The organism is Paenibacillus tritici, from assembly GCF_018207515.1.
Classification (GTDB): domain Bacteria; phylum Bacillota; class Bacilli; order Paenibacillales; family Paenibacillaceae; genus Paenibacillus_AQ; species Paenibacillus_AQ tritici.
The window spans coordinates 1,065,459-1,092,239 of sequence record NZ_CP073365.1 but is presented as its reverse complement, the minus strand read 5'-3'; the positions used below and the strand labels follow the sequence as shown (position 1 = coordinate 1,092,239).

At 56.4% G+C, this 26,781-nt stretch carries 15 protein-coding genes and 1 riboswitch; of the genes, 3 read left to right on the top strand and 12 right to left on the bottom strand.

The window, feature by feature from the left end; all coding sequences use genetic code 11:
• Positions 1-139: 139 nt before the first annotated feature.
• From KDC22_RS04610 to KDC22_RS04555, 12 genes are all read right to left on the bottom strand, one after another.
• Positions 140-826 carry an ECF transporter S component gene (locus KDC22_RS04610; RefSeq protein WP_173136730.1) on the bottom strand — a complete coding sequence of 229 codons (687 nt, stop codon included), beginning with the start codon at positions 824-826 and terminating at the stop codon, positions 140-142.
• On the bottom strand, positions 799-2,655 hold the full coding sequence (locus tag KDC22_RS04605; RefSeq protein WP_211722214.1) for an ABC transporter ATP-binding protein: 1,857 nt from the start codon (positions 2,653-2,655) through the stop codon (positions 799-801). The genes KDC22_RS04610 and KDC22_RS04605 overlap by 28 nt, the downstream gene beginning before the upstream one ends.
• Positions 2,571-3,515, bottom strand: a complete 945-nt coding sequence (locus KDC22_RS04600; protein WP_211722213.1) for an energy-coupling factor transporter transmembrane component T — start codon at positions 3,513-3,515, stop codon at positions 2,571-2,573. Before KDC22_RS04600 ends, KDC22_RS04605 begins: the two co-directional genes overlap by 85 nt.
• On the bottom strand, positions 3,512-4,519 hold the full coding sequence (locus KDC22_RS04595; RefSeq protein ID WP_211722212.1) for a DUF4430 domain-containing protein: 1,008 nt from the start codon (positions 4,517-4,519) through the stop codon (positions 3,512-3,514). The genes KDC22_RS04600 and KDC22_RS04595 overlap by 4 nt, the downstream gene beginning before the upstream one ends.
• Positions 4,520-5,422: 903 nt before the next feature.
• Positions 5,423-7,603, bottom strand: coding sequence for an S-layer homology domain-containing protein (locus tag KDC22_RS04590; RefSeq protein WP_211722211.1), 2,181 nt, complete (start codon positions 7,601-7,603; stop codon positions 5,423-5,425).
• A 193-nt stretch (positions 7,604-7,796) separates the two neighbouring features.
• Positions 7,797-7,992, bottom strand: a riboswitch (cobalamin riboswitch).
• Positions 7,993-9,144: 1,152 nt separating this feature from the next.
• On the bottom strand, positions 9,145-12,303 hold the full coding sequence (locus KDC22_RS04585) for a GAP1-N2 domain-containing protein (RefSeq protein WP_211722210.1): 3,159 nt from the start codon (positions 12,301-12,303) through the stop codon (positions 9,145-9,147).
• A complete protein-coding gene (locus tag KDC22_RS04580) occupies positions 12,300-13,562 on the bottom strand; it encodes a hypothetical protein (protein WP_173136740.1) in 1,263 nt (420 codons plus the stop codon). The genes KDC22_RS04585 and KDC22_RS04580 overlap by 4 nt, the downstream gene beginning before the upstream one ends.
• Positions 13,563-13,827: 265 nt before the next feature.
• Complete coding sequence (locus KDC22_RS04575; protein ID WP_211722209.1) at positions 13,828-14,463, bottom strand: beta-mannanase; 636 nt, start codon at positions 14,461-14,463, stop codon at positions 13,828-13,830.
• Between the two features lie 29 nt (positions 14,464-14,492).
• A complete protein-coding gene (locus KDC22_RS04570; protein WP_211722208.1) occupies positions 14,493-15,764 on the bottom strand; it encodes a vWA domain-containing protein in 1,272 nt (423 codons plus the stop codon).
• A gap of 54 nt (positions 15,765-15,818) precedes the next feature.
• The gene (locus KDC22_RS04565; protein WP_211722207.1) at positions 15,819-18,242 is read right to left on the bottom strand and encodes an FtsZ/tubulin family protein; all 2,424 of its coding nucleotides are present in this window, start codon (positions 18,240-18,242) and stop codon (positions 15,819-15,821) included.
• Positions 18,243-18,246: 4 nt separating this feature from the next.
• Positions 18,247-21,636: a tubulin-like doman-containing protein gene (locus KDC22_RS04560; protein WP_211722206.1), complete on the bottom strand. Its 3,390-nt coding sequence runs from the start codon at positions 21,634-21,636 to the stop codon at positions 18,247-18,249.
• A gap of 46 nt (positions 21,637-21,682) precedes the next feature.
• On the bottom strand, positions 21,683-23,506 hold the full coding sequence (locus KDC22_RS04555; RefSeq protein WP_211722205.1) for a vWA domain-containing protein: 1,824 nt from the start codon (positions 23,504-23,506) through the stop codon (positions 21,683-21,685).
• A 244-nt stretch (positions 23,507-23,750) separates the two neighbouring features.
• Between KDC22_RS04555 and KDC22_RS04550 the strand changes: the two genes are divergently transcribed.
• The 3 genes from KDC22_RS04550 to KDC22_RS04540 are packed head-to-tail and all read left to right on the top strand — an operon-like array spanning position 23,751 to position 26,691.
• On the top strand, positions 23,751-23,903 hold the full coding sequence (locus KDC22_RS04550; RefSeq protein ID WP_155991665.1) for a hypothetical protein: 153 nt from the start codon (positions 23,751-23,753) through the stop codon (positions 23,901-23,903).
• Positions 23,896-24,819, top strand: a complete 924-nt coding sequence (locus KDC22_RS04545) for a hypothetical protein (protein ID WP_173136751.1) — start codon at positions 23,896-23,898, stop codon at positions 24,817-24,819. The genes KDC22_RS04550 and KDC22_RS04545 overlap by 8 nt, the downstream gene beginning before the upstream one ends.
• A gap of 57 nt (positions 24,820-24,876) precedes the next feature.
• Entirely contained in the window at positions 24,877-26,691 is a 1,815-nt protein-coding gene (locus KDC22_RS04540; protein ID WP_211722204.1) for a hypothetical protein, read from the top strand.
• Positions 26,692-26,781: the final 90 nt, after the last annotated feature.

Sequence of the window (26,781 nt, the reverse complement as noted above, 5' to 3'; positions counted from 1 at the left end):
GCCTTCTCGATATCTTGCTGTAACATTATTTATCGGAGAATTACGTCGAATTGTTGATGGTCCGCTAAAAATAATGTCGAAAAAAGAAGAATTTTATCTTTTTTTATTCAGCCACACAGTTTAGCAACAATCGCCCTCGTCACTCTTGAAGCAGTCCGTACTTCTTGCGGAATCTCTGCAGGACCTTGGTCCATCCTCCGGCAAGCACGGCCAGGAAGAACACATTCGACAAGGCATGAGCCAGATCGAAATAAAAGCTTGCGGCAAACGTAGCGGCAACCAGCCGCCAATTGAAGGCATCCGGCAGACTGATAATGACCCAGATATTCATAATCCAGCCGAACAGGAAGCCCCAGAGGAAGCCGAAGACCAAAAGTCCGGCCCGTTTGCTCAGCAACCAGCTTGTCCGCAGCCATCCGGCTGTAAGTCCGATCATGCCCCAAGCGAACATCTGCCACGGCGTCCAGGGACCCTGCCCGAAGTATATATTGGAGACCAGCGCGGCCACTGCCCCAATGACGAATCCAGCCTCTGCCCCGAAGACATAAGCCGAGAGAATGACAACGGCCGACACAGGCTTCACACTAGGCAACGCGGCAAAAGGAATCCGGCTGACCGCGGCAATCGCCGATAACACAGCCAGCAGCACCAGTTCACGGGACTGGAGAGGGCGGCGCTCCAGACGGATAAATAACGGCAGCAGCGCTGCCAGAAGCAATACTACACTAAGCAGCATATAATGCCGGTCCGTGAACGCGGCGGCAAGTGCAAGTACAGCCACAAATAAGCCGAGAGCCGTCAGGAGCGGTAAGCGGAAGCGGGCCATAATGAAATCACATCCTCCATTGTCAATGCCTGCGGCAGCCAGTCACGCACCATCCGGTTCACTGCCGTGGTATAGAAATAATTGCTGCTGAAGAACTCAGCCGGCGTTCCCTCCGCTGTTATTCCCCCGTCAAAGAGCAGCGCGCAGCGCGAAGCATGTCTAGCGGCAAACTCCACATCATGAGTGACGATCAGGATAGTTGCCCCCTGCCTGCGCAATTGCTGAAGCAGAACAGCCAGCCGGTCCTTGGCTGCCGGATCAAGCCCCTTGGTCGGCTCGTCCAGGAGCAGAATATCCGGCTTCATCAGCATCATCATGGCAAGAGCCGTCTGCTGCTGCTGCCCGCCGCTGAGGTCATGCGGATGGCTCTGCAGCACCTCGCGGAGCCGGAACACCTCCAGCAGAGCCTCAATCTCACGCTCAGCTCCCTCTGGTGACAGCCCGGCATAGCTGCCCATATGCTGCAATTCCTCAGCCACCGTATCATAGCTGAAATAGAGCAGCGGATTCTGTGCCAGAAGGCCGGTTGTTCTGCCCTTGGCGAGCTCTGTTTTGCCGCGCTGCGGCTTCAGCAGCCCGTTCAGCACATGCAGCAGGGTGGACTTGCCCGCCCCGTTCCCGCCCATGACCGCAAGCAATTCCCCCTGCTTAAGCGTTAGCGAGAGCTTCCGCAGCACCTCCCGGCCTTCCTTCTCATAGCGGAAGGTCACTTCCCGGCAGGTGAGCAGAGGCGCGGCAGCGGCAGGGAATTCCGCAGAGTCGGGCCTGTTGGATAGGGTGGACGGGACTTCAGGTGAATACGCACTGGCTGCAGTGACAGAATCAATGCGTGCATGAGCATTAGGAGCTAACGCAGGCTTAGGGCTGGGAGCATGATCTGCTCGGTTTGCTCGGTTTGCTCGGTTTGCTCGGTTTGCTTGGTCTGCTTGGTCTTCTCGGTCTGCGATGGAACCAGCAGCGGCGGCGTCCGCCGCCGCCCCCTCCGTCAGGGAATGCAGCCAGCGTCTGCCCTCACGCACGGTCAGCGGGATATTCTCCGGAGCGGCTGAATCCGCTTCCGGGCTCAGTGACAAATAGAGGCGCGAAGCTGCCGGTAGATAATACTGGCCCGAAGTCAACTCTCCACTGCCGGCATACCGGGCGAACAGGCGGGGGGCCGCATCAGCAAGAAGCTTGCCCTCTTCCAGCATCAGCACACGATCCGCCAGCGGGAGCACCTCCTCCAGCCGGTGCTCGCTGATGATCACCGTCACGGACATCTCTTCGTTCAGCCGCTGCAGGGCCATAATGAATTCCCGCGCAGCTACAGGATCCAGCTGTGAGGTGGGCTCATCCAGCAGCAGCACCTTTGGCTGGAGCAGCAGGACGGACGCCAGGTTCAGCAATTGTTTTTGTCCGCCTGACAGCTCATGGACGGACTTGTACAGCAGCGGCTCCAGCCCGAATAATCCGCAGATCTCAGCCAGCCGGGTCCGCATTACAGCAGGCGGAATTCCCAGATTCTCCATGGAGAAGGCCAGCTCATGCCAGACGGTATCCATCACGATCTGGGCCTCGGGGTTCTGGAAAACCATCCCTATCTCTCCGGCAGCCACTGCCGCAGGAAGACTGGATACAAGCTGCCCTTTGTAGGTTAAGGTTCCGCTGAACGTGCCCACTGGTGTAAGCTCCCGCTTCAGATGGCGCAGGAGGGTGGTTTTGCCGCTGCCTGACGGGCCGCATAGCACTACGAATTCACCCTCTTTTATTGTGAACGATAGCTCATGGAGCGAGTCCCTGTCTTCTTCAGGATATCGGAAGGATAAGTGCTGTGCTTTGAGGATCTCCATAACCATTTCTCCTTTCCTTCCAGCCCCGCAGGGATCAGGACGAACAGGCAGAAGCTGCCGTACATCACTGCATCCTGCCAGCCGAAATCCATGTTGTTCATACGGGGATAGATCTCCAGCTTGCCGTATCCTTGCAGCCAGAACAGCAGCGTAACCATACCGCTAACCGTTAACAGCAGCATAACCAGCTTATCCTGCAGATCAGCCTTGAATATACTATAAGTGCTGCGTTTGGTGCTGCCATAGCCGCGGGCCGTCATGGAATCGCCTGTCTGCAAGGCTTCCTCAAGCGACCAGGTGAGCAGTACTTTTAGCAGCGTCATCCCGTCTCTCATCCGTTTCTTCAGACTTCCCGTGCCGGTATCCACCCCGCGCAGACGCTGGATCAGGGTAATCTGGCGCAGCCGCCGCTGAAACAACGGGACGAACCGTATCGCCATCAGCGTCAACAGAGCCGTTCTCGGCGCAGCCGCCGCGAATAGATACATGAATTTATCTGTTGTTACCGTGTAATTGTAGGAAATGAACCAGATCAGGATGGTCAGCAGCATAATCATCATCATGAGTCCATACAGCACAGCTTCCAGGGTAATCGGCTGGTCCAGGAAGTAGAACAGGATATGCGCCCCTCTGTGCGAGAACAGCGGATTCAGCAGGGCCACCGAAGCAGCCATCAGCAGTATAAAAGGCAAGCCGCGCAAAAGCCGCCTTCCCTGGCCTTGCAGCAGCAGGAGCGCCAGCAGTCCGGCCATCTCTGTTGCCAGAAATAACGGGTGAAACACCAGCAGGGCGAAGAGCAGCAGCCCTGCATAGTACAGCAGCGCTACCCCTGGATGCATGGAACGGAAGCCGCTGTTCATGGTGCCTTGGCCCCCAGATCCTTGCCGAGATCAAGCGTATACAGCCACTCAATGGTATCTCCGGGTTGAACGATCCAGCTGCCTGCCGCCTTGGACGGGAATTCTCCGTTCACCTTGTACATCCAGCCGCTCTCTGAGCCGTGATCATTTTCGTACAAATTATCAATACCTTCCACATAAGCAAAAGCCTTGCTGCCCTGATATTCCATCTGGATCTTCTGCTTCCGCGTAATCCGCTTAGTCAGCTCCAGCACACTCTCGTCCTTCACTATCTCATAATCCGCAGCGGCCAGGATAACCCCGTGCTCCTCATCTCCGGTAATGGAGAGGGTCACCCGGTTCTCCGGCTTGGCTGTGTCTGCCGGGCGCGGCGTTGCGGCGCTGACCGGCGGGGATTGGGTGGCAGGCTTGCTGACGCCTGCCGGAGATGGCTCGGCGGGCTTACCGCTGCCCGCCGAAGGCTGCGCGGCAGGCTTGCTGCTGCCTGCCGGAGATGGCGTGGCGGGCTTGACGCTGCCCGCCGAAGGCTGCGCGGCGGGCTTACCGCTGCCCGCCGGAGATGGCACGGCGGGCTTACCGCTGCCCGCCGAAGGCTGCGCGGCAGGCTTACCGCTGCCCGCCGGAGATGGTGCGGCGGGCTTACCGCTGCCCGCCGAAGGCTGCGCGGCAGACTCGCTGGCGCGTGCCTGTGCTGGAGCTGGCGTAACGGGAGGCTTCCCCGTTACGTCAGCGGCAGCGGCTCCGGCGGGCGCAGCGCCGGAGGTTGAAGCTGCCATGCCGTCCGCCGTAGCGGACGGTATGGCAGTGCCCTCAGCGGCTCCCGGCAGCGGAGCCGCTTCGTCTGGAGGCCGCGTCGTCTGCGCGGCCTGGGACCCGGCGGGCGGCTGCGGCCCGCCGGCTGCCTCATCCGGCTGCGCGTTGGAGCAGCCGGGGAGCAGCAATACCAGCAGGAGCAGAAGCAGTGTAGCGAGCCTGCCCCGGCCTGATTTTGATAGACTGAACATTACCTTCACACCTCCACAAAAAGGGAAAAGAACGGGGGCAGTCAGCCTGTTCCCCGTTCCTCCATACACCTTATGTTTTCTTTTTCGAGTTACTATTAATTCTAAACAGTTTCCAGGCAAAGTGCCACCCATCCCACCGCTGAATATCCGCTTCCCTCCGACCCCTTCGGTCTGCAGCCACCCAACCGGCAGCATAAGATAGTCGCTTCAGGGATACTTCAGATCGCTTCAGGATCACTTCAGGTCTCTTCAGGATCACTTCAGATCGCTTCAGGTCACTTCAGATCGCTTCAGATCGCTTCAGGTCACTTCAGTATCGCTTTCAGTATCGCTTCAGTGTTCACTTCAGGATCACTTCAGATCGCTTCAGGGTTACTTCAGGTCACTTCAGATCGCTTCAGGGTTACTTCAGGTCACTTCAGATCGCTTCAGGGTTACTTCAGGTCACTTCAGAGTAGCTTCAGTATCACTTCAGATCGCTTCAGGTTCACTTCAGTATCGCTTCAGGGTTACTTCAAGATCACTTTACTTTAGATCACTTCATCCGGCTTATCCGCTTCAGTAACCAGTAACCCCATTACATCAGCCTTAGCCGCTTCAACAGTCATTTGCTACTGGAGCAACAGCAGTTGGATTTTGTACACTTAATTGTTTCCGTTCTACTGTTTCACGGACTTTAGGTGGATTAACAGCATCTAATTCAGCCAATCATCCATCCTTTTGCCATTTGGCCGAATTTAAGTGCTGTTTATCCAACTGCTTCAGGGTGTGCTGAATTTCCTCTGCAATTAGATGTCATTTATCCACTTACATAAGACGCACTAAGATTGTACTTCAAGCTAAGCCGTCACTGCGGTGAACCCTCAGTCTTCCGGCCGCTGCCCATCACCCGATTTCTTGCTCCTAAGGCAATCTAACAGCCACAGCAGCGGCCATTTCCCGGGTTACAGCACCGGAAGGATCAAATGCGCCGCCGGTTCCGCTCATATATCCAAGGCCAGTCACCGTGCGTACCGCAGACAAGGCATAATCGCTGATCTCGTCTTCGTCGGTGAATGTACCTGCTCCTGCTCCGGCCGATGCCATATCCAGCTTAAAAGCTCGCGCAATCATCACAGCCATATCCTCGCGGCTTACCAGCCCGTCCGGTTTGAAGGTGGTGCTGGTTACTCCGCTGATGATACCGAGCTCCTTCGCTTTATTCACTGTTCCATAATACCATGCATCCGCCTTAACATCACTGAAGGCCCCAGCGGAAGCCGCCGCAGACGTCTCCTTGCCGGTTAACCGCAGCAGCAGCGCTGCGAATTCAGCGCGGGTAATGTTCTTTTTCGGTGCGAAGACCAGCGTCCCCTCACTCACGCCATTCATCAGCTTGCGGTCATACGCCGTGTATACCGACTCCAGCGCCCAAGGCGAGATCGACTTCACATCGCCAAAAGCAGGACGGCTAGCCGCAGCAGAAGCCACGGTCAACGCCAGCGTATGACGAACGATTGCAGGTGTGTTGTCCTTCTGATATCCCGTAATTGCGAGTGTATATTTATTCGCTGGCAGGCCCCCTGTAACAACAGCCAGGCCGTCAGCATTCGTAGTTGCCGTTTTGCCGCCGATGGTTACCTGCACTCCTGCCGCCGGTGAAGTGACCGGATCGGAGGTGAAGGTCGCTTCATTCCATACCCATTTCTTTTGGGTGATTTTGATTGAAATATCTTGTCCAGGCTGCGGCTGTGCAGGAGTAAGGATCACGGAATCTACCACCTGCGTGTTATCTCCGCCATAATAGACAACGATGCGGTCATTCTCCTCCAGCACGAAATCTCCCATACCTACACTTGGATAGATCCATGCTCCGCCGCGGGCTACCACATACATCCAGCCATCATATCCGCCAAAAGCACCCGCGCTCACACCGCCGATCCCCGTCACGTAATTGCCTGCTTCATTGACCAGGGTGACGCGTTTGTCCGCTGCCGCTTTCTCAAGCGCCTTAAGTACATTTCCAGCGTACACGCTGCCCTCAGCCACGGTTCCCTTTGGACCTTCAATAGTAACCGAGACGCTGACCTGCGGATTCTTCACAGCAGTACCGCTAAGATCAAAGAACTTGCCGCCTGTACCCAGCAGCTTGTAGGCTACCAATGCCTCCAGTGCCTGCTCTGTAGAGAGCTGATTGTAGCTGCCGCCTGCAGTATGGGCGAACCCGCCGCCTGCTGCACTGAAGCTAAGAAGCTTGCTGACCAGATTCACATTCCCTTTGGTATAGTCTGCTCCTGCCGGGTCAATGCCGAAGGAAGACAGGCCAATCACGGCCTGAGCAACACTCTCGCTGCTGTCACCGTATCCGCCGTTCTTGTCCTGAGCCTTAGCAAGCCAGGCTGCCGCCCGCTGACCGGCAGTGTTCACAGCCGCTTCCTGCTTATGACCAGCCAGTGCGGTCAGCACCATCGCTGTCATATCCGGATCACTCGCACCCGTAGTCAGAGTGAAGCCGCCGTCGGTATTCTGCTTAGCCAGAATTTCTGCCAGCAGCTTGGCCTGCGTCCATTTCGCATCTGCCGGAATGGTATAGCTTCCAGAATCCAGCGCCAGCAGCACATAGACTGGATTGTTCAGCGTCTGGCCCGTGATTTTATCGTTGTTGTACAGCTTCTCGATCAGGTTATATCCTGCCACATTCGCCGGGTCGCCGCCCAGCGCCTTAACGGCAAGTGTGATCCGGGCATAGTCCGTAGCTCTGGCAAAAACACCCTTAGCCTCAGCTACCTTACCTTCAAGCGCCTTCAGATAGCTGGCCGGAACCTTGTAGCCAGCTTGGGCAAGGCCCATAGCCTGCCAGTCCGACTGGACTCCGTTCTTCAGCACGAACTCCGCAGTGGCATAGACTGCATCGGTTACGCTGGCTGCCGTACCTGCGGACAGAGCGGATGATGCCGATGCGGCAGTTCCGCCTGCCTGTGCAGCAGCCCCCGCCAATGCAGAAGCTTGTCCTGCCGGGGCCACGGCTGCTCCCAGAATGGCGAACAGCATAACTACCGCCAACCCCAGCCGTGTGAACTTAGATGATAAAGAATGGTTCTTCATAACTAACCTCTTTCCTGAAATAGAATGGATGAATCCTGCTTCCTCCGCCGGTACGGCGGCAACCTAAAGACCGCCCTGTACAGGGCGGCCGGGGAAGAATACAACACAGGGCGGCTGCCTGGGCGATTTCTCTTCGACCCGCAGCCTTAGCCTATATCGGCATCTGCTTCCACATTCTTACCCCCGAAGAATAGAAACAACAACGGAACAGGCAGGTCTCCTGGCTCATACTTCACCGCTTCCCCCGCCTTCCCATCCAGTTAGCAGACAGTGGCTTCTTCAGGAGTCGCTCCGTATTTACAGTGGCGGGACCGCGCCGGACTTGCACCGGACTTCCCTTTTAAGCAGATCCTCTCTTAGAAACGCTAAGCCCTCTGATAGCAACAACACATTGTTTCTAAGGAATCCGCACCTTTTCCCAAAGCTTATTAAATTTAAATATTCTCAAACAATCATATCTACTATTCCCCTGTATGTCTATAGACAAGCTGTTTCTATTGCCGACAATCTAATGCTCTATTCCGCCAAGAAGAAACGCTGCACTGTCCTTTAAAAGGATGACATTCGTTTCCGCGAAAATACAAAAATCCTGAACAGTACGTGCCCGCTCCCCCGGCAACTTGTATTGTTCAGGACAAATTTGGTTGTTCTTCTGCTTCAGGTCAAGCGGTGGGGCATCCTCGGAGTCAACAGCAGAAGGCTGATTGTATTATGTACATCAGAATTGGAATAAAAGGTGCCGATAACACCTTCTGCTGTATTTCATGCATTAGAATGTGGCAGATCCTGCTCATACGGGCAAAATACCCAAAACCGAATGTACCCAATACAACAGAACGCCAAATAACACGAATTATACCTGATTTGAGTGTACAAAGTGCAGTAGAGAGCATTCTTCCAAGTGTGTTAACGGACAAGCAGCCCTAATTTCTCTCCATAGCCAACGTTACGCAAGCATACGGACACCAGCGCACTTACACTTATATCCTAACATCCAACTCACTTCAATCTGCTGGTGCCAGAATAAGTCCGCTAGTCGCGCCTCCGAACCAAAAAAGGGACTTCATTCAGGTAATACAGCAATGGATGAAGCTCAGTTTGAAGAGAACATTCGGTGATAGAAAAGAACATTCCGTGATAGTTGTACTCTGCGCAATTAAAAACAGTAAAAAGGAAGGCTTCCCTCCTATAACTGTAGTCTGTACAACTAAATTTGCCCGAATGGGTGAAACCAAGCTACAGATGCTAGTTTAAGTGTACGAAATACATCTAAGCGTGTATTCAGGGATAGATCAGACGGTTTAGTTGTACAGAGTGCATTAAGCATAAGTAAGTACCGCAATCGTTCGGGACACGGCAAACCCTCAACCAGCGAGCTGCTAAAGTAGTTTACACTAGTATAAATCTTTGTTCTACTAAGGCCCGTCACCCGGCGAAATGCTGTCCCTTCGATAAATACCGGAGTAACAGGGATTACAAGACGCTCTAAGCCGTTTGTTAAAAGCTTAAGCTCAGCTTGCAGCTAGGGAACCCCCGCTGCTTCATTCCGCGTCCGCTTCCGGGCTTGCGGAAGCGGACGGCTCCGCGCTAGGTGCCGCTGTGGCTGTACTTCCCGGAATGCTGTCCGGATCAGCCTGCAGCTTCAGCGTATAGCCTCCGGCGGTGATCATATCACCCACGGCCAGCTTCGCGCTTGGCTCCAGCTCCACCGTCACCTCGTATACGCGTGCCGGAGTTCCCGCCGCCGCTCCTGCGGTAGCGGCTCCACCTTTCGCGCCGCCGTCCGTTCCGGCGCCTGCTTCACCCTTCGCGCCGCCATCCGTTCCAGCGCCCTCTTCACCCTTCACGCCGCCGTCCGTTCCGGCACCCTCTTCAACTTGGCAACTTTGAACCGTTGCCTTGACCTTGTAAGTGTCCGTAACGCTGTTATCGGACACCACCTTGATCTCCGCCGGCTTGAAGGCGGAGCAGTCCGCCACAGCGGCAAAGCTGAACACCAGCTTGCCACTTCCGCCGCTGCCTGCATCACCGCCAGTATTCCCGCCGCTGCCTGCATCGCCGCCAGTATTCCCGCCGCCTCCTGCATCACCACCAGTATTCCCGCCGCTTCCCGCATCGCCGCCAGTATTCCCACCGTCTCCTGCATCACCGCCGGTATTCCCGCCGCTGCCTTCATCGCCGCCGGTATTCCCGCCGCTGCCTGCATCGCCGCTGACTTTCGCGCCGATAAGCCGGACAGAGACCGGGGCCGGTCCGCCGGCCTCTCCGGTCACTGCCGGAAGCGGGCTGGGACTGGCAACCGGCGCAGCGATATCCGTACCGCCTTGCCGCAGCTGACCCATAACGATGATGCCAATAACCAGCACGATCCCGAGGATGCTGCCGGAGATCAGGAGTTGAAATCGGCTGCGGCTGATCCACCGCGCCAGCGGCGAAGCGAGCTGGGCGCTGGCTTCATTATAGACACTTTGCATGGCAGGCGTTGCTGCCGAGATATAGCTTTTGCGGAAGTCCCGGTTCTTGAACGCTTCGCGGTCGCTCTTCAGGAAATATCTCAGCACTGCCCGCCGGTAATTCGGCCACAGCTTCTTGTTCGAGATGCTGAACAGCCGGTTATGCTGCGCCCAGACCAGGAACCGGTATACCGTCTCCTTATCATTCCCCGCCTTGCGGGCCACCAGGTCCAGCAGCGCATCATAATCCAGCGGACCGCCTTCGCGTTCACTGCTGTGATAGAAGGCCAGCGGCAGCCGGTCGAACGGCTCGATGCTCCGCGAATCCTTGAGCCAGCGTGCACCGAGCAATTGTACATCGTCGAGCTCCCGCGGGGACAATCCGTCAAAGATCTCCTCATCCGGCCGCTCCTCCCCGAACCAGCGGTAGGCCGCGCGCAGCGCGTTGGCTTTGCGCTTCGCGATCGCATCGAGCGGCGGCTGCCAGTCCGCCGTATCCCGGTAGCGCAGGAATGAAATCTCCAGCAGCTGCTCCATGGACAGCTCGTCCAGCGAGATCCGGTTCAGCAGGAAGCGGTCGGCCGAGGTCCCCAGCTCCTGCATCAGCGACAAGGCCTCAGGATGCACTCCGCCGCCTCTGCGGCGCTGCTTCTCCGCCTGCTGGACCGATTCGTGAACAGCGGCTACAGCCGCTACCGGATCAGGCTCCCGCTGCAGCTTCTCCAGTAAATATTCCTTGAGAGTATCGCGCACAGAACCCTGCTGCAGCACCTCCGGAAGACTCCGGCCGAAGTGGCCTACGAGGCGGAGCACATCCGCCGTTCCGGCTGCCGCCGCAAGCCGGGACTCCAGATACGGCTCGAACAGCGCTCTGCGGAAGAGCGATTGAGACAGCACTTTTTTGAAGAAAGCCTCACTGAGGGCAGCATCGCTGTCAATAATGCCATACGCCGCAGCCAGCACATCCTCCCGTCCAGCGGATCGGCAGTTCAGCATTCCGTTGATGAAGTAATCCACAATTTTGACCCGGTAATTATGGCCCGGCAGCGCAAAATACTCCTTGAACCGTTCCAGGATCTCCGGCGACGGAATCCCTTTTTGACGGATCAGCTCATATTCGCGGTCGAACCGCTCCAGGAACATATCGTTCAGCCGCGCCCGCGAGTCCAGCTTCCCCTCCGGCTTCAGATAGGAGAGCAGGCCGCCCAGCACAGCGTTTTTATTCTCCGGATATAAGGCTTCATTGCCTTGCTCAATTTCATAAAAGACAGCCAGCTCATTATAGAGGGCCAGCGACAGCTTGCGGTCCACACTCTCCCCGAGCAGCAGGGAGTCGGCAAATTTGGCGAAATCCCTGAGATTCCCGCCCTTTTTCCCCATAATCTTCCAGGACAGATCGGCATAAGTCTGCCGGGATTCCCCGAAGTCGGCATTCAGAATCCTTGCGCCTGCCAGATCGAAGATATAATCCTTCTCAATATTCCGGTCCCCCGGACGCAGCGAGCCCTTCTCCACGAAGGTCAGGTGGATGTATTTGCGGCTCTGCGGCTCTTTGGCATAAGTGATCACTCCCAGCCTGCGGCGGAAGTCATACGGCAATGAAGCGTAGAGGACCTCCGTCAGCTCCACCGCACGCTGCGACAACTCACTGACGGGCACATCCAGCGCTACATAAATCTTCTTCTTCCCGGCTACGGACAGCATAACCGCCTGCAGCAGGGCTTTGAACAGCTCTTCGGTGAACCCGAGACCGCTCAGCACTGTCCGCGGGTCTGCCGGTTCTGCACGCTCACGGGGTTCTACCGGAATAGACTCCAGTTCAGGCAGTGTCCCGCCCGGCTCCCCCTCATAACTCCGGGCGAATCCGGCATGCAGCCAGCCCCCGTATCCTTCCACAATCTCCTCCGAGCGGATAGGCGGCACCACGAAATTATGGGCAAAAAAAGCGCTCCGCTGTCCGGTGAAATCCGCCGCCAGATAACGGCTGAGGCCGATCACCGTCTCATTGCTCTCCGTGTGGAACAGGTGCAGCGCGGCAGGATACAGCTCCTCATCCTTCTCGCCGCGAGCCGTAAGCTCGGCCGGTGCATCGTAGAGGCAGAAGGGATGTAGAATTTTTTTGACAAAATTATTGTCCAGACCCTCCGATTTCGCTACCGTATCGAATCCCTCTGTCGCCCGGTATACGCCCCGGCGCTCGCGTGTATACATCTGCTGGGTGATCATGGACCCTGAGAATCTGTTCACGGCCCGTCGCTCCCCTCAATATAATTCAGCTTGTGCAGCAGCCAGATGAACGGCTCATCCACCCGGATCGGACTGACCACGCCCTCCACCTTCTGATTGACCGGATTGCTGCCCAGCGCAGATACGGCGAAATAACCGGTATTCGCAAAATACACATCCATCGTATCCTTGAACGGGCGGTCCACCTTCTCGATAAAGCGGCGGATTTCACCGTCAATGTTGTGGAACTCGTCCAGATTCAGCGTTTTGCGGTGCACATAGTTGTTGAACACATTGCTGTTGGACTTAATATAATCTCCATCCTCATCCTTGAGGGAGTGCAGCATATCGCTTTTGGCCAGAACCACAGCAGTTGGAATCTCGGTCTTGCTCTTCTCCTGATAAGCGATGAAATCGCCGAACATGGTCAGCACCACATCACGCGGCTCATCATACTGCGACACCCATTCGCCCGGACGGTCACCGAAGTTGATGCGGATCTTCTCCCGGACCGAACGGATCTGCAGCGGATCGACCATGAACAGAATCCCTGCGGAGTTCTTGATATGCTGGCCGTGCAGACCCAGGTAATCCTGATCGACCATCCCTTCACCGGCCACATCGAAGAATACCAGCGTCAGCGGGGGCTTGGATTCATCCTTGAATACGAACTGGAAAATAAACGGCTCCTGCATCTTCTCCTTCTGGGTAGATGCCAGCAGATCCCCCCGCTCGAACAGCGGCTCTTCATACAAGGTGCGGAACTTGCGGCTGATCTCGGCATTCAGCGGCATACAGGCCGCGTCGAAATGCCCTGCCGTCGTATGCTGCAGCGTATGGATCAGCGAGGTCATATAGACAGACTTCCCTACCTGGGAAGCCCCGATGATCGAGATAATATTGCTAGGAACCTTCCCGGCAGTCACCGGCAGCTCATTATGGCAGGACGGGCAGAGCCGTCTGCGGGTCATCACGCCATAGCGGTCGGTCAGGCCGGTCAGCACATGGTCCGTATAATGATGATACTCCTCCGGGATCTCCGCCGGATTCAGAATCGCTTCCATATCGTCCACCGAATCGAGCCCGAAGCGCTCACGGTACTTATTCAGCAGATCATCCTCACCGAGTGCGTAATTCTCATCATCCTCACGGCTGTGCATGGCCCGGAACACCACTTCCTCCGGCTCAAAGCGGGAGAAGCAGAACGGGCAGACGATATCGTAATACAGCGGCCTCGCTGCGGGCTGATTCTTCTTCATGAAACGGCTAAAAAAAGACATCTCTCATCCTCCTCAAAGTTTTGTCCGCACCGCCCGGGTATGGAGCTGCTTACAAAACTGCTATATAAGACGAACATTTCTTGAATTATTCCGCTGTACTCTAATCTTCTTATATAGCTCACATCCTGCTTGTATGTGGTCCCTGCAGTGTAATATAACTGCACTTTGTACAGCTATATTACCGTTCCCGCCGGCTCGCGTCCGAATAGCTGCAGTTGGTACAACTATAATGTTGCAAATTGTATCTCTAGAGCTCCAGCACTGTTCACTCCGGGACCAGCTCATAATACACGCCATACTTACGGCCGTCCGTGAAAAAAATACGGATGAAGTCGTCTTTGCCGACCTCAATCGGCGGGAGCTGGTTCCGGCCGGGGGCGAAATCCTGGACGAACGGGAAGAGTGCGCCGTCGTCTTTGGAGGACGGGTGGGCATCCCGTTTTTTAACGTAGCAGAGCACTTCCTTCGGGACCGGAACCTCGGCAGTAATCGTCATCTGCACCGTCTTCAGTTTGCTGAACAATCCTTTTTTGTGCTGGATGGAATAGTAGATTCTCGCTTTACCTGCGCTGACGGTCGTCCGGTTGCCGCCGTCCCGCTGACGGACCAGCAGCGTCTCCCCATTCCCGCTAAGCCGCACATATATGGTATACGCCACCAGCCCGATCTCGTCCAGCCGGTCACGGTATCCGTTATTCGCTTTGTACTCTTCAAGTGTATAGAGCTTCATGCCCGAAGGCGGATGCTCTGGATCGTCCGGTGCCTCTGCAGAGGCCTTGTGTATACAGACCGCCTGCACGCCATCCGGCCAGCGCCAGCGCAGCGTACAGAACCGGTCTTCCACTCTGGATACAATCTCGGTAATCACCGGTGTGGATGCATCCACCTCAGCGTACTTCATGGCAACTGGCTCCTCTCCTTGCATCTTACTTAGAATCCCTTACTGCCGCGGTTACGGCGGGGTGAACCCGGGCCATCCGCAGGCGCATGGGCAGCTCCGGCCGCTCTTCCCCGGCGCAACAGGCGCCCTTCTCCAACCGGCACTATATAAGTGAACAAGGTAAGAATTGCAGCAAGCACGAGCAGAGCCAGCAGCCGGGTGATAGGGTCCCAGACGGTATTTCCGTTAAGGCCTGCTTCCAGAATCAGTCCCGCAGCGAGTCCCGATACCGCACCCCCGATACTGAAGCTCCGGGCCAGATGGCGGTTATCGAACACAATGCCCAGCCCCAGGCCCAGCGCCGTGCCGAGCAGGATCAATGCCAGAACACGGACCACAGCATAATAAGGACTGTCCGCCGTCTCGTCGCTGCGCTCGGTAAGCAGGCTCCGGTCTCCCAGACGGTCATAAATCTGCTGGAATACTTCACCCAGCCGGTTCGCATCGGCAACATCATAATACTGACCGCCGGTGTTGCCCGCGATATCCTGCAACAGAGTGGCGCCGGAAGGATCATCCAGGGCAAGCCCGATCGTATTCACCGCAATGCCCCGCTCCCGGTAGGCTGTCAGCTCCGTAGAGGTATTGAACTGGCTGACACCATCGGACAAAAGAATGACCATCGCTCCCCGGTCCACTCCGTCTTCATGGATCACAGTCATCGCTTCTGCCAGCGCACCGCTGATATTCGTACCGCCCTCGGTGGTCTTCAGACTGCCGATGACCTCCATGACCTTCTCGCGGTTCTCCGCTTTGGAGAGCGGGATCAGCGGCTGGACTACGGAGGCCTCATTGCTGAAGGTAACTACAGCCACCCGGTTGTCTTTTTTGAGCTGACGAACCAAATCCTTGGCCGCCGCATAACGCCGGTCAGACGGATCGCTCTGCATCATGCTGCCGGAATCATCAATCACCATGACGACATTCTTCACCGGCTTGATGCCGCCGAAATTCAGCTCATACACAAACTCTGTCAGCGTACCGGCACCCAGCAGCAGCACGACCATCAGCGGGAACATCTTCCACGAGGAGCCCAGGTAACGCAGCTTCCAGGACTGCCCGTTCAGCTTAGGTGAGACGGTCTCCGCTACCAGGCAGCCTATCCCCACACACAGGGCCACGATGGCAAAATAGATGCCGACCAGCACCATCTGGGGCAGATCATACGGCCTGCGGTCCAGCAGCAGCTCGCCCAGAACAAAAGCTACGGCACCGCCCAGCAGACTGAACAGCAGCACGAGCAGATTGATTTTTCGCTGCATTGCATTTCATCCTTTCCGGGAACATCTTATTAATCATGCGCTTGAAGCTTACGCCTATCTCATCTCCGGCAGTTCTTCCTCTTCCAGCCCGTGCAGCGAGTAGCCGTTGCCGGCATAGGTCTCGTAATAGACCTTGCCGTTGCGGTAATAGAGCAGGTCCTCCAGATGGAAGCCGCCCATCAGATTCAGCTTCTCCACTCCGCTTCTGCGCTGTTCATGCACCAGTCCCAGCCGGTAGATCCGGGTGGTCTCGTCAGCTCCGAAGGCGTAGCGCAGGAATTCGGAGTTACTGTCCCCGAAGAAGTACTTCTCCTCATGCCGGTGCTCCTGCGTGTATTCAAACAGGCGGACATTCATCGCAGCCTCCTCTTCCAGACTGCGGTAGAGCTGCTTAAACAGCTCCTCCTTGGAGACAATCCCCCGGTTCTCATAAGCTGCCGCGACATTGGCCCGCCGCAGCAGCTCTTCCTCGAACGGAAGCGTGAACGGTCCTGCGCTCAGCAGCTCCCGGCGGCAGATGCCGATCAGCCGGTCAGCCACTACATCGCCGCCGCGGTCCAGCAGCTCCGACAGACTCCCCATGAACCGCTCACTGAAGAAGATCCCCGTACCGCGCTGCGTTTCGATATCCTTCATTACCTCATCCGTCACACCCCGGTAATACTCCATGATGTTCTGGTCCACAGTCTCGTTGCTGCGGCCGATGCTGGCGAGCGCAATGCCGTGCAGCTCTGCCTCCAGCGCGTCCATCGCTGCGACCTTGGCCTTGCTTGTAGCGTGCAGCTGCTCCAGGGCAGCATCGTAACGCAGACAGAGGGCAAGCTCGCTTTCCAGCAGCAGAATCTCGTATTTCTTGCCGTAGACGGCACCGAACAGATAATGAATGAAGTTACGCACCGTCCGTTTGTCCAGCAGCGGCACCCGCTGGAACGGCTGGCGCTCCACACTCTCCGCATAGAGCCGTTCCAGCTCCTCCTGCGCGGAGAGAAGTGCGGAACGCAGGCCGCCCATATGCTGGCGCAAGGCGTGCAGCACGCTGCCTCCTTCGCCCGTTCTCTCCCCCGTCCATTCCGCGAGCTGATAGAAGGTCAGCGGTGAAGCTCCCTGCTCCCCGGCCGCCAGAACCCCTGCCCACTCCCGGGCCGGGTCGATGCCCTCTGCTCTTCTTGCAGACACCTCCGTAAAGTTGCTGCGGAAATAAGCCTGCGCCCCTTCACCGAAGAGCAGCTCCTCGGCTTCGCGCAGCGACAGCATCTTCAGCTGCGAGTAGGACGGACGTCCATGGCTCATCAGTCCGGTCATCTCCGAGAGACCGGATTCATCCGGCAGCAATTCCGCCGCCCGGGCCCGCAGGGAATCCGCTCCAAGGCCCAGCAGCGCCTGCCGCTCCTTCAGGCTCCGGGTCTGGCCTGTCTTCAGCCTCCCGGCCAGATAATGCAGGGCATGGTACAGCACCGCCAGCGCAATCTGCTTGTTCGGCCTGCGGACCGCCGAGAATCCGGCCGACGCATAGCCTTGTCTGCCGGTGCTGCCCCGGATGCCGCTTTTGAAGGTCATATTATTGTAGCCGCCATGACCGGAGGCCTGATCGGCGGCAGGGCGGACCCGGTTCTTCAGCAGGCTGATATGGGCGATAATCTCATAATTGTCGTCCATCCCGTGAACCGACATCAGTCCGCGCTCGTTCTTATCGGAGAGCAGATAGACCAGATCGAACAGTGCGGAAGGGCCATGATTCACAGGGATCGACAGCCCTTCCTCCGTAACGAGCAGCGGAGCACTTAAGGCATAATCCGCCGACTGCATCCCGTCCAGCTCACGCAGAAAAGCCAGCCCTACCGAGCTGGAATAGCCGAAGTTATCCCCTTGCTCCCGCTCATTGATCAGCGCATACAGATCGGTCTGCACCGATTTGAACGACTGGCTGAGTATCGCCCGGGCCAGCAGGGCAATCTCCGGCAGCAGCACATTCTGCGGGTCATCGACACGCGTAACGACGGACAGATGAATGACGTCAAAGGATGAATACAGCCGTCCATAGTCCGCTATGCTGTTGCTTAACTGGCGCAGCGTCCGGTTCATCCCGGCCAGGTACTGGCTGTCCTCATGAAATTCACGGTACAGCTCCCGCCGGACCGTCCGGGGATCACGGCCCGCCGTGTTCGGCAGGGCCATATGCATCACGCGTTCATGAACGCTGCTGTTCCCGCTGCCGATCCATCCCTTGATTCCATCCTTCTCCTGCGTACTGCCGCTGCCGCTGGGAGAACCTGCGTGCAGCGCCATGACACCGCCCGCATTGTCCCATTTGCGCTCGCAGCGCTCCAGCACCGGACCGATGGCCGGGGTCACCTTGTCGCCGAGGAACAGAAACAGAGCGGGGTAATGGATGCTGCTGCGCCCATCCCCCTTATTATGCTGTGCTTCCTCCTGCGCAGCGTATTGCTCTGCATATTGTAAGGCCTGGTCTCTGATCATAGGCTTACTTCAGCTTTCTGCGGATGCTGCCGAGCTTGCCGGTCAGGCTCTTGTAGAAGCCGTACATTTCATCGCCGTTCGCATGCTCAACCCGCTCATATTCCAGGCTGTCGCGCGCTTCCAGGAATGATACATACATCCCTTCCAGCTTATACAGCAGTGGAGTCACATCCTCCGCCGCCGTCATCTCTCCGGCCCGGCGTGCCGCCTTGCGCAGCAGGACACTGCGGCTCTTCTCATCGAGCGCACGGAAATGGCGGTAGACAGCATACTCCACGTAGCTGCGTTCCTTCATCAGGTTGGCGAACGGCTCCCAGGCATCTTCGTCCTCGTCGCGGTCATAGACATACAGCGCGCCTTTTTTGGTAATGGTATCGGTGTACAGCGCTTCGATGAACTGGTCGATCCATTTGTCTTCATCCAGATGCTGGTGGACCAGTACTTCCAGCTCCGCCGCCTTAGCCGTGAGCGCGTCGTATTTCGCCAGCTCTTCACGGACACGGGCAATGAGCTGCGGTGAACGGATCAGATTCTCCTGGGCCAGGTCACGGTTAATGCTGCCGAAGATATCCTTGATCCCTTCGCGTTCCAGTCCGGTTGTGCGCAGAGACTTCAGCTCTTCAGCGGCTTTGCGCACTTCACCCAGATTCGGGCGCGGGGAGTCAAGCTGCAGATCATACCCGCCGAGCAGCTTGGTGAGGTCAAACGGCTTCGTGAAGATCACCGAGAAGCGGCTGCTCGTATTCTCGTCAACGCCCTTCTCGATAATGACACCGGCTTCCAGTGCCCGGGCGAAATCCGCACGGACTCTGGCATTATAGTCACGGACCCGCGGGTTCATATAGGTATCGCCCCATGATTTCTCCGGAATCGGTGAAGGCAGATAAGTCCAGTTGTCCTTGTCGGTCATCACCAGATGGCGGCCGATCCCTTCTTTGTCCAGGATGGTCCGTTCATAATTCTCCTCGAACACCCGCAGCGGCGTGTATACAAACAGCGGTACCCCATTACGCGTATTCAGCCAGAAGATCCGGTTCTTCACCTGGCTCTCCTTGATCGTGAACTGCGATTTGCCCAGCGCATTGTTCTGGTAATTCCGCACACCCTTCAGAATCCCAGGCGCCTTCACCGGCACGGATACGAAGCCCCATGACGGGAAGTGCAGGCTGCCCGAGCTGTTGCTGAGATGGAAGATCGGCACGGCATCCTCATCCAGACGTCCGGCAATAATCCGCTCCACGAACTTATCCAGCGGCTCGTCGCGCCCGTATTTCATCACCAGGAAATCCTCCATGGAGCGGGTAATGAGATCGCCGAACTTGTCGCTGAGGAATTCCGATATCGAACGGACGATGTCGATCTCCTGCTCCTTGACCCAGCGGCCCGAATGCTTCAGCATTTCGCGCGTGAAGTCGCGGATCAGATCGTCGCCGTCCTTCTGGTCCATGACCTTGGAGATCGTCGCCGAGATATCCGGCACATTGACGATATTCCAGTAGTAGGTCTTGTTGCCCTTGTGGTCAGCCTGCTCTTCACCATTGATCAGAATGTCGCCGTTCTTCTCGAAGATCGAGCTGAGCGCCGTCAGGATCTCTGTGAATACGCCGTAAATCCGGCTGTTCTCCTCATTCAGCAGCTCATACAGATCCTCATAGAACTGGATCATCTGCTCGGTGCGCTCTACATCGGCATGCAGCCAGTATTCATTAATCTTGGCCTCAATATAAGCATTCTTCTTCTTCTCCTTGGAGACAAAAGCGCTGCGCGCATCGCCCAGCTTCTCCTCCGCACTGTCCTGCGCGGTCTCAATATCACGCGGCAGGCGCAGGAGACTCTCGCGCAGCGCTTCAATATACGACTGGATCAGCTTCAGGATACAGAAGCCCTTCTCGGTATAGAGCAGCCGCGATACATAGAACGGCCCCTGCTCGGGATGCAGGAAGATGCGCTCCAGCTCTTCGCTGAACCGTCCCGTAATCTCGCCCGGCAGCTGCTTCTTCGCTTTGATGTATTCTTCGCGCGCACGGGCCAGGAAGTTCTGCTCCAGCTCCGTGTCCATGCTGACCACCTGGTTCTTAACGACATTGGCATGGCTGAGTCGCTCACTGTTCTGATAGCCCGGCAGCGGCTCCGGCACACGGGATTCGAACGTCTTGATCATGGTATCCAGATCAATGCCGAGCTTGCGCGCCATCTTCTCCACATCCTCCTGCCCGGGAGCGTGATGGAACATCTTGTCCATCTTGTCGAACAGGCGGTAAGCCAGATAAGTCGTCATTTCCTCAATCGGCAGCACGGCCGAGGACGCACCGATAATGTTATATTCATAGTTCGCAGGATACGTCTTGTTCATCTGCGCAATGTTCGTACGGATGTTGCTGATATAGTCATGGATGGCGAATTCTTCGCCGGAGGCCTTCTCTTCACTGGCCATGAAATTGGTGATATTCTCGGCCGTCACATTCATGCAGTAATCATAGGCGTTCTCCAGCAGCTTGCCTTCGGTATTGGTTGCGGAGATCAGATGACAGAGATTGAACGGCGGCAGCGGCGAATTCACGTTCAGGATATTGCCGTACTGCTGGCGGAACCGTTCGCCCCGGCTGTCCACGTTCATCCAGTAATCCAGCTCTTTGAGCGCAGCATAGCCGTTCTTGCGGATATACTCGCGGGTATGCTCGCTGAGGCTCTTGTTGGCCAGATTCACATCCGGTGTGAAGAGATAACCCAGCGTGTTCACACGGTCAATTCCGGCTGCGCCGTAATCCCGTTCAATAATACCGCGTACGATATAGGCGATATCCAGGAAAGCCCCGCTGCCGGTTCCGCCGGACAAGCCGGTGAGCAGGAAGACCATCAGCTTCTTGCTGGTGCCGACAGACAGTGTCTTGATCTTCTTGTCGATGGCTGCAACCACCTGGTTAATCTTCGTGAACAGCAGCAGGCGCCCGGCCTGACGTACCCCGGCGGCTCCGTTCATGCCGTCTGTGATGCTCAGCTCCGGCGACAGCCAGTCTGTAATATAAGAATCCAGAATGCTGCGGTTCTGCAGCAGGCCGCCAATCTCGGCATTGGCCAGCAGCACGAATTCATTCTGCGGGTCGAGGCCGATGCCTTTGTATTTTTTGCCGCGGTCCTGTTCATTAGTCTCGAACGCCAGGAATTCCACGTTGTCGGGCTTATCCCGCTTCTTCTTGGACAACGGGTCTTCCGGCAGCTTGAAGCGGCGGTTAATCTGGTATTTGAGCCGCAGCAGGGCATCTATGCCCGTGCCGCCAAGTCCGATGATCAGAATCGGGTTGTCAATGGTGTCCACTCTGATCTTGTCGCTGACGATCCCGCCGCCCAGCGACACATCAAGCTGCTGAATATGTTCTCTTACTACCGGTTTCATAGGTTTTCCCCCTAAAGTTGTATGAAGCATAGTCTGCTGTTAGCTCTTATATCAAATATTCCAGTAAAATCGTCTTGTCTACCGTCTGCAGCGAGACCGTAACCCGGTCACCGCTCTTCATCTCCAGCCCCCGTGAGGTATCGGCGGCACGCCCCGAACGCTCCACGGAGATCCCTTCGCCCCCGCGCAGCAGCAGCCGGTCATTGGTTCCCGGAGTGAAGACCAGCTTCTCGCTCTCCTTCAGTTCAGGCGCAAGCTGCAAGAGCTGGTGCAGCGTGAATTTGCCGCGGAATCCGGCAAGCTTCTTATACTGCGGATAAGTCTTCTCTCCCGTATTGCCGTCCAGCACTTCCACAACCAGCTGTCCGACGAACCCGCGGTTTGAGCCGCGGCGCAGCAGCCAGAATGCAGCAGCGGCGGCCAGCAGCAGAACAATTCCGCCAATGATATAGTACAGCGTGTTCGATGACTTCTCATCTGTTACCGGGTTATCGCCCGGAGCAGGGCCTGTTGACGGCGGGGTGGTAGCCACCGTTCCCGTCTTGGCGTTAATGGTCAGCACATCACTCTCGCGGTAGAAGCTGCTCTCTTCTGCCCGGACCTTCAGTTCATATTCATGATTATCCTTTATTTCAAAAGCACCCTTGAACTCGGCGCCCGAATTGTCCAGCGGAATCTCCTGCACCTGGCCGGTATCCACATCGGTCGCAAGCAGTACTGCCTTCATCTCCTTGTACAGGCTGCTCTCCGTTACCTCTGTCCCGTTGCTGAACAGATGGGAGGAGATGTCTACCGTGTCGCCTTTGCGATAAGACTGGGAAGGCAGGGCATCCAGCTTAAGCTCCAGATCGTAGTTGAATACCAGGTTGATGTCGATCTTGTCCTTCGGCACCCCCTTGACCCGGAGCTTCCAGTCTCCTTCGTCCGGAGAGAGCAGCTTGATCAGCGTGTAGGTGGACGATTTCGACAGCAGGACCTGATCCGAGGGAATCGCTACTTCCTTCCCTGACGGATCACTGAGCTTCGCCGTAACCGGCTTCGAGGACATGATCGAGATATTGGCTTCCAGCACGCTGCCGTTCGGCACATTGACCGTCACTTCCTGATAATCGCCGTTCGCCGTAATCGACGGCACAGGCACAACCTTCAGCTTCAAGTGGCTGGCAAAAATCTCGCTGAGAATCTGCGGCAGATCATCCGCAGAATTCGTCGTGAACGCCTTGCCGCCTGTCTGATCGGACAGGCCCGTCAGAATATTCTTGTTCAGCTTGCCATCGGCATTCAGCCCGATGGTATATACGGGATAACCCTTCTGCTTGGCCGCTTCTACGGCTGCCTTCAGCTCCTGATCGGAATCGGACTGCTTCCGGCCGCTGGCTTCATTCAGGTCATTATTGCCGTCCGCCAGCATGACGATCATCGGCTCATGGCCGGGATCGCTGCCGTTCTCAAGCACCTTCACAGCCTCTTGCATCCCGACTGCCAGATCTGTGTAAGGCCCGCGGCTTAGCCCGTCAATGAAATCCTTCAGATCCTGCTTGTCACCGGCTGAATTGATACCAAGCAGCGCCTTCTCACGCTGCACCTTGTCGGTGTAGGCCACGATGCCGACCTTGTCGCCCTGCGCAGACAGCATATCAATGAACATCTTCATCGCTTCATTGGCAATCTTGTTCTTGTCACTCTTGTTCATCGAGTTGCTGACATCAATCAGCAGTACAGCGTCGATATGCGAGGGCGCGGCAGAAGCAGCGTTCGCTCTCGAAGCGTAGAAAGGGGATACGGTGAGACACAGGATCATGATCAGTGCAGGCAAGATGCGCTGCAGTCTATTCTTGGCCGTTCTGTAATTACGTTCTGTACGAAGCATAAATAGGGCTCCTCTTGTGTTAAATTCGGCGGATCTGGCAGATCCGAAAAGCATAGCTAAATTCTGTCAATTACATGTCATTATGATATAATTAAACCTTGTAAACTTCAACACAGTGACCGCTGGACCGGCACTTCCTTCACTTACAATCGCCATTCTGAGCCGGATGAACTATTCTAAGTATACGCCGCAATCCTGAATATTTGATTAAAAGACCGTAACCATCACAGAAAGGACGACTTCCATGATTACATACGCCATACTCGGGATAACGTTTCTTTATGCTGTTATTCAGATTATTCTTTATGCTTCACGCCAGCGGAAGCCGCTGACCCGTGAGGATATTGACGAGCGGCTGCTTGCTGCATTGAACGGAGGGGACACGGCCCGTGAATAAAAAGAAACCGGCCATCTTCCGGCCCTTCAAGGCACCCCGCTACGCCTTCGGGAAGCTCCGCATCTGCCGCCGCTGCGGCCGTTACACTGCACTTGGCGAAGAACGCTGCACCCGCTGCGGGCGGGCCGCGCTGATTCCGGTGGAGAAGCATGCGGCAGCCCTGGCCGGGCGCCGGATGCATACCCGGCTGCTGTTCATTCTCCTGCTCACTCTGGCGGGAATCTATTTCGGTCAGAGTCTCCAGGAGATGATATTATGCGGTGCAGGCGGCATCGTATTAGCGGGACTGGTCTACTATACGCAGCGAAAAGTGCGGCAGAACGAAAATCTGTACGCCCTTAACAAACTGCTCGGCCGTAACATCTTCAGCATTAAGGAGGATCTGGAGCTCAACCGCCAGGAAGCCGTGTCTGTCCTGCGCGAGAACGATGTGCTCGCTTATGAGAAGCTGCGCGAGATCTCCATTCTGCTGCGCGGAGACCGGATCTCCCGCCAGCGTGTCGCCCTGCTGCACGGCTTCCAGCTTCGCAAAGACATGAATCTGGAGCTGGAGCAGCTGCTGCTGAAGGACTTCGAGCCGCTGCTGGCTGAATATATTGGCGAAATTGCCAAGGTCCGGCCCGAATTGATCAAGGACCGCACCCTGCGCTATGTCAAGAATTATGAGGTGCAGATCCTCGAAATGGACAGAGGGCTGATCATTCTGACCGCCGTTGCCGGTGCGGCTGTACGGATGAAGCGGTACGCGCTGCTCTATTCGGGAATGATCGGGAGATATGTGCAGGATCTGCCCAAGGACCGCTTCCTGCGCTTATCCAGACTCATTGCCGCCAACCCCTACGAGCCCTGGAACGGGCTGGATGCCAAGGTCGAGGAAATTCGTGAGCTTAAATACCGCTGGGACCCTGAAATGTAAGGTTTAGAAGCTGTCTGCCGCTCTAATCCTTATATATGAATAAAGGGGCTATATTATATGACGATCAAACAGGCTTTAACCCTGCGGAATATTATGATCATTCTGTGTATCTTCATGCTGGTCCTGCTCGGACAGAAGGCTCTGGGGATCAGGGACAAGATTCAGGACATACAGGAAGCCGGGCGGCTATACGCTGCCGGAGAGCTGATCGCCGCCGAGAACCGGTACCGGCTGGCAGCGGCCAATACGGCGATTTCCTATAAGGAAGAAGAGGTTGCCGCAAGACTTGCAGAGCTTGCCCCGATTACGGATATACGCAGCAGTCTGAGCAGACTTTCCTTAACCCTGGAAGACCAGCTGACCGTTAAGGATTTCACCGGATACATGGAGAGTTATGCCGCCCTGCTCAGCCTGAAGGGCAAGTATATGATTGCGGGCGGGCCTTATGAGGTCTATTATCGCCAGCTCTCAGCCGAATCAGGCCTTTCGGACAAGATGACAGCAGGGTTCCGGCAGTTCAAGGAGCAGTTTCTTGCCGGACTCGCGGCGGGACCGCAGACGGGAACGTCCGCCGGTACGGGCAGCGACAATAGCGATAATACCGACAGCTTCAAATGGCGCCTGCTGCAGATTCCGGATGGCTATTACGGAGGAGAAGCAGCCAAGGAAGAACTGCTGGCGGCGGAGTTCAAGGCCCATGATACCGCCAGACTCCAGGCGCTCGCCGCAGCCGGAAGCTTCGGGCCTATGCTGGACAGTGCCTTATCTATGGAAGAAGCTTATAGGAGTCATAGTTATACGGCGCCCTGGATCAGGAAGCAGGTGCAGGAGAGCGCAGCGCTCATCCTGGACAAAGATCTGGACGGCGATTATACCACAGCCTTCGCCGGACACGCGCTCAGCTACCGCAGCTATGCCGCCTCAGCAGGCATAACCTCCTCCAAGGTGCTGAAGCTGATCGACAGCGGCATTACCCGGTTGCTTCGCGCCGGAGCGCGGCAAGTGCGCAGCGGCCAGTATGCCGAAGCGATCAGGCTCTATACCGGGCTGGCCCCGGTGCAGGATACCTCCGGGGCCATCGCTGCCGCAACCCTGGCCTGGAATACCGCCGAGCCGGTAAGACTTCTTCCAGGCGGCGAAGTCCCGGGCAGCTACACCCTTACAGCCTCCGTCACCGGACGCTACGGGGCCCAGATTGCTGTAGCCGGAGTGGATTCCGGCAGCAGGCTGGTCTACGCTGAGATGAGCGGGGACGGGACGGTCTCCACCCGTACCGGAGACGTCATCCCGGATGCGGCGGCACTGAGCAGTCTTGCTTTTGACGAAGCGTTGTCCGCTTACTCTGAGGTTCCGGTAGTTGTGGCTACCGGCAACCCAGCTAACGAACGCAGCACCTTCACTGCTTATACGATCCGGCCGGAGGGCATCGCCCTCCTGTTCAGCTTCACCGGCAGCGGCTACCAGCTAATGGCAGAGGACGGCTCCATTCGGGTAATGAATACGGATCTGGCAGATAGTGCAGCCGATCGGACCGCTATCTTCCGTCAGGTGAACGGGGTCTATGAATTCTCGGAAATCTACCAGGAGTTCACCTACACTCCTATAGATGCTTCACAGCTTGAGCTTCATTCCTATGAGAAAGTAACGTTATCCTGCGAGGAGATCTATATCGACTCTGCCGGAAGAACCGTTGCCCGCTCTAACGGCCGTTACCTGGTACTTCAGGGCGAGGTAGGCCAGCTCACCGGACCAGCCATGATCAGCGGCCAGTTCGAGAACAGCTATAGTAATGTAGAGACTGAGATCGGTGAGCAGTCTGTACCTGTGTTTATGGTAGATTCGCTGGGGAGTCTAAGCTTGACCTTACCTTAATTCTGCGGGGCTTGCGAAGCGGTGTAACCGGCTGAACTAACGGCTCTCCAGTTTGCATCATTCAAAAAGACGCAAGAGCGGAACGGTTTT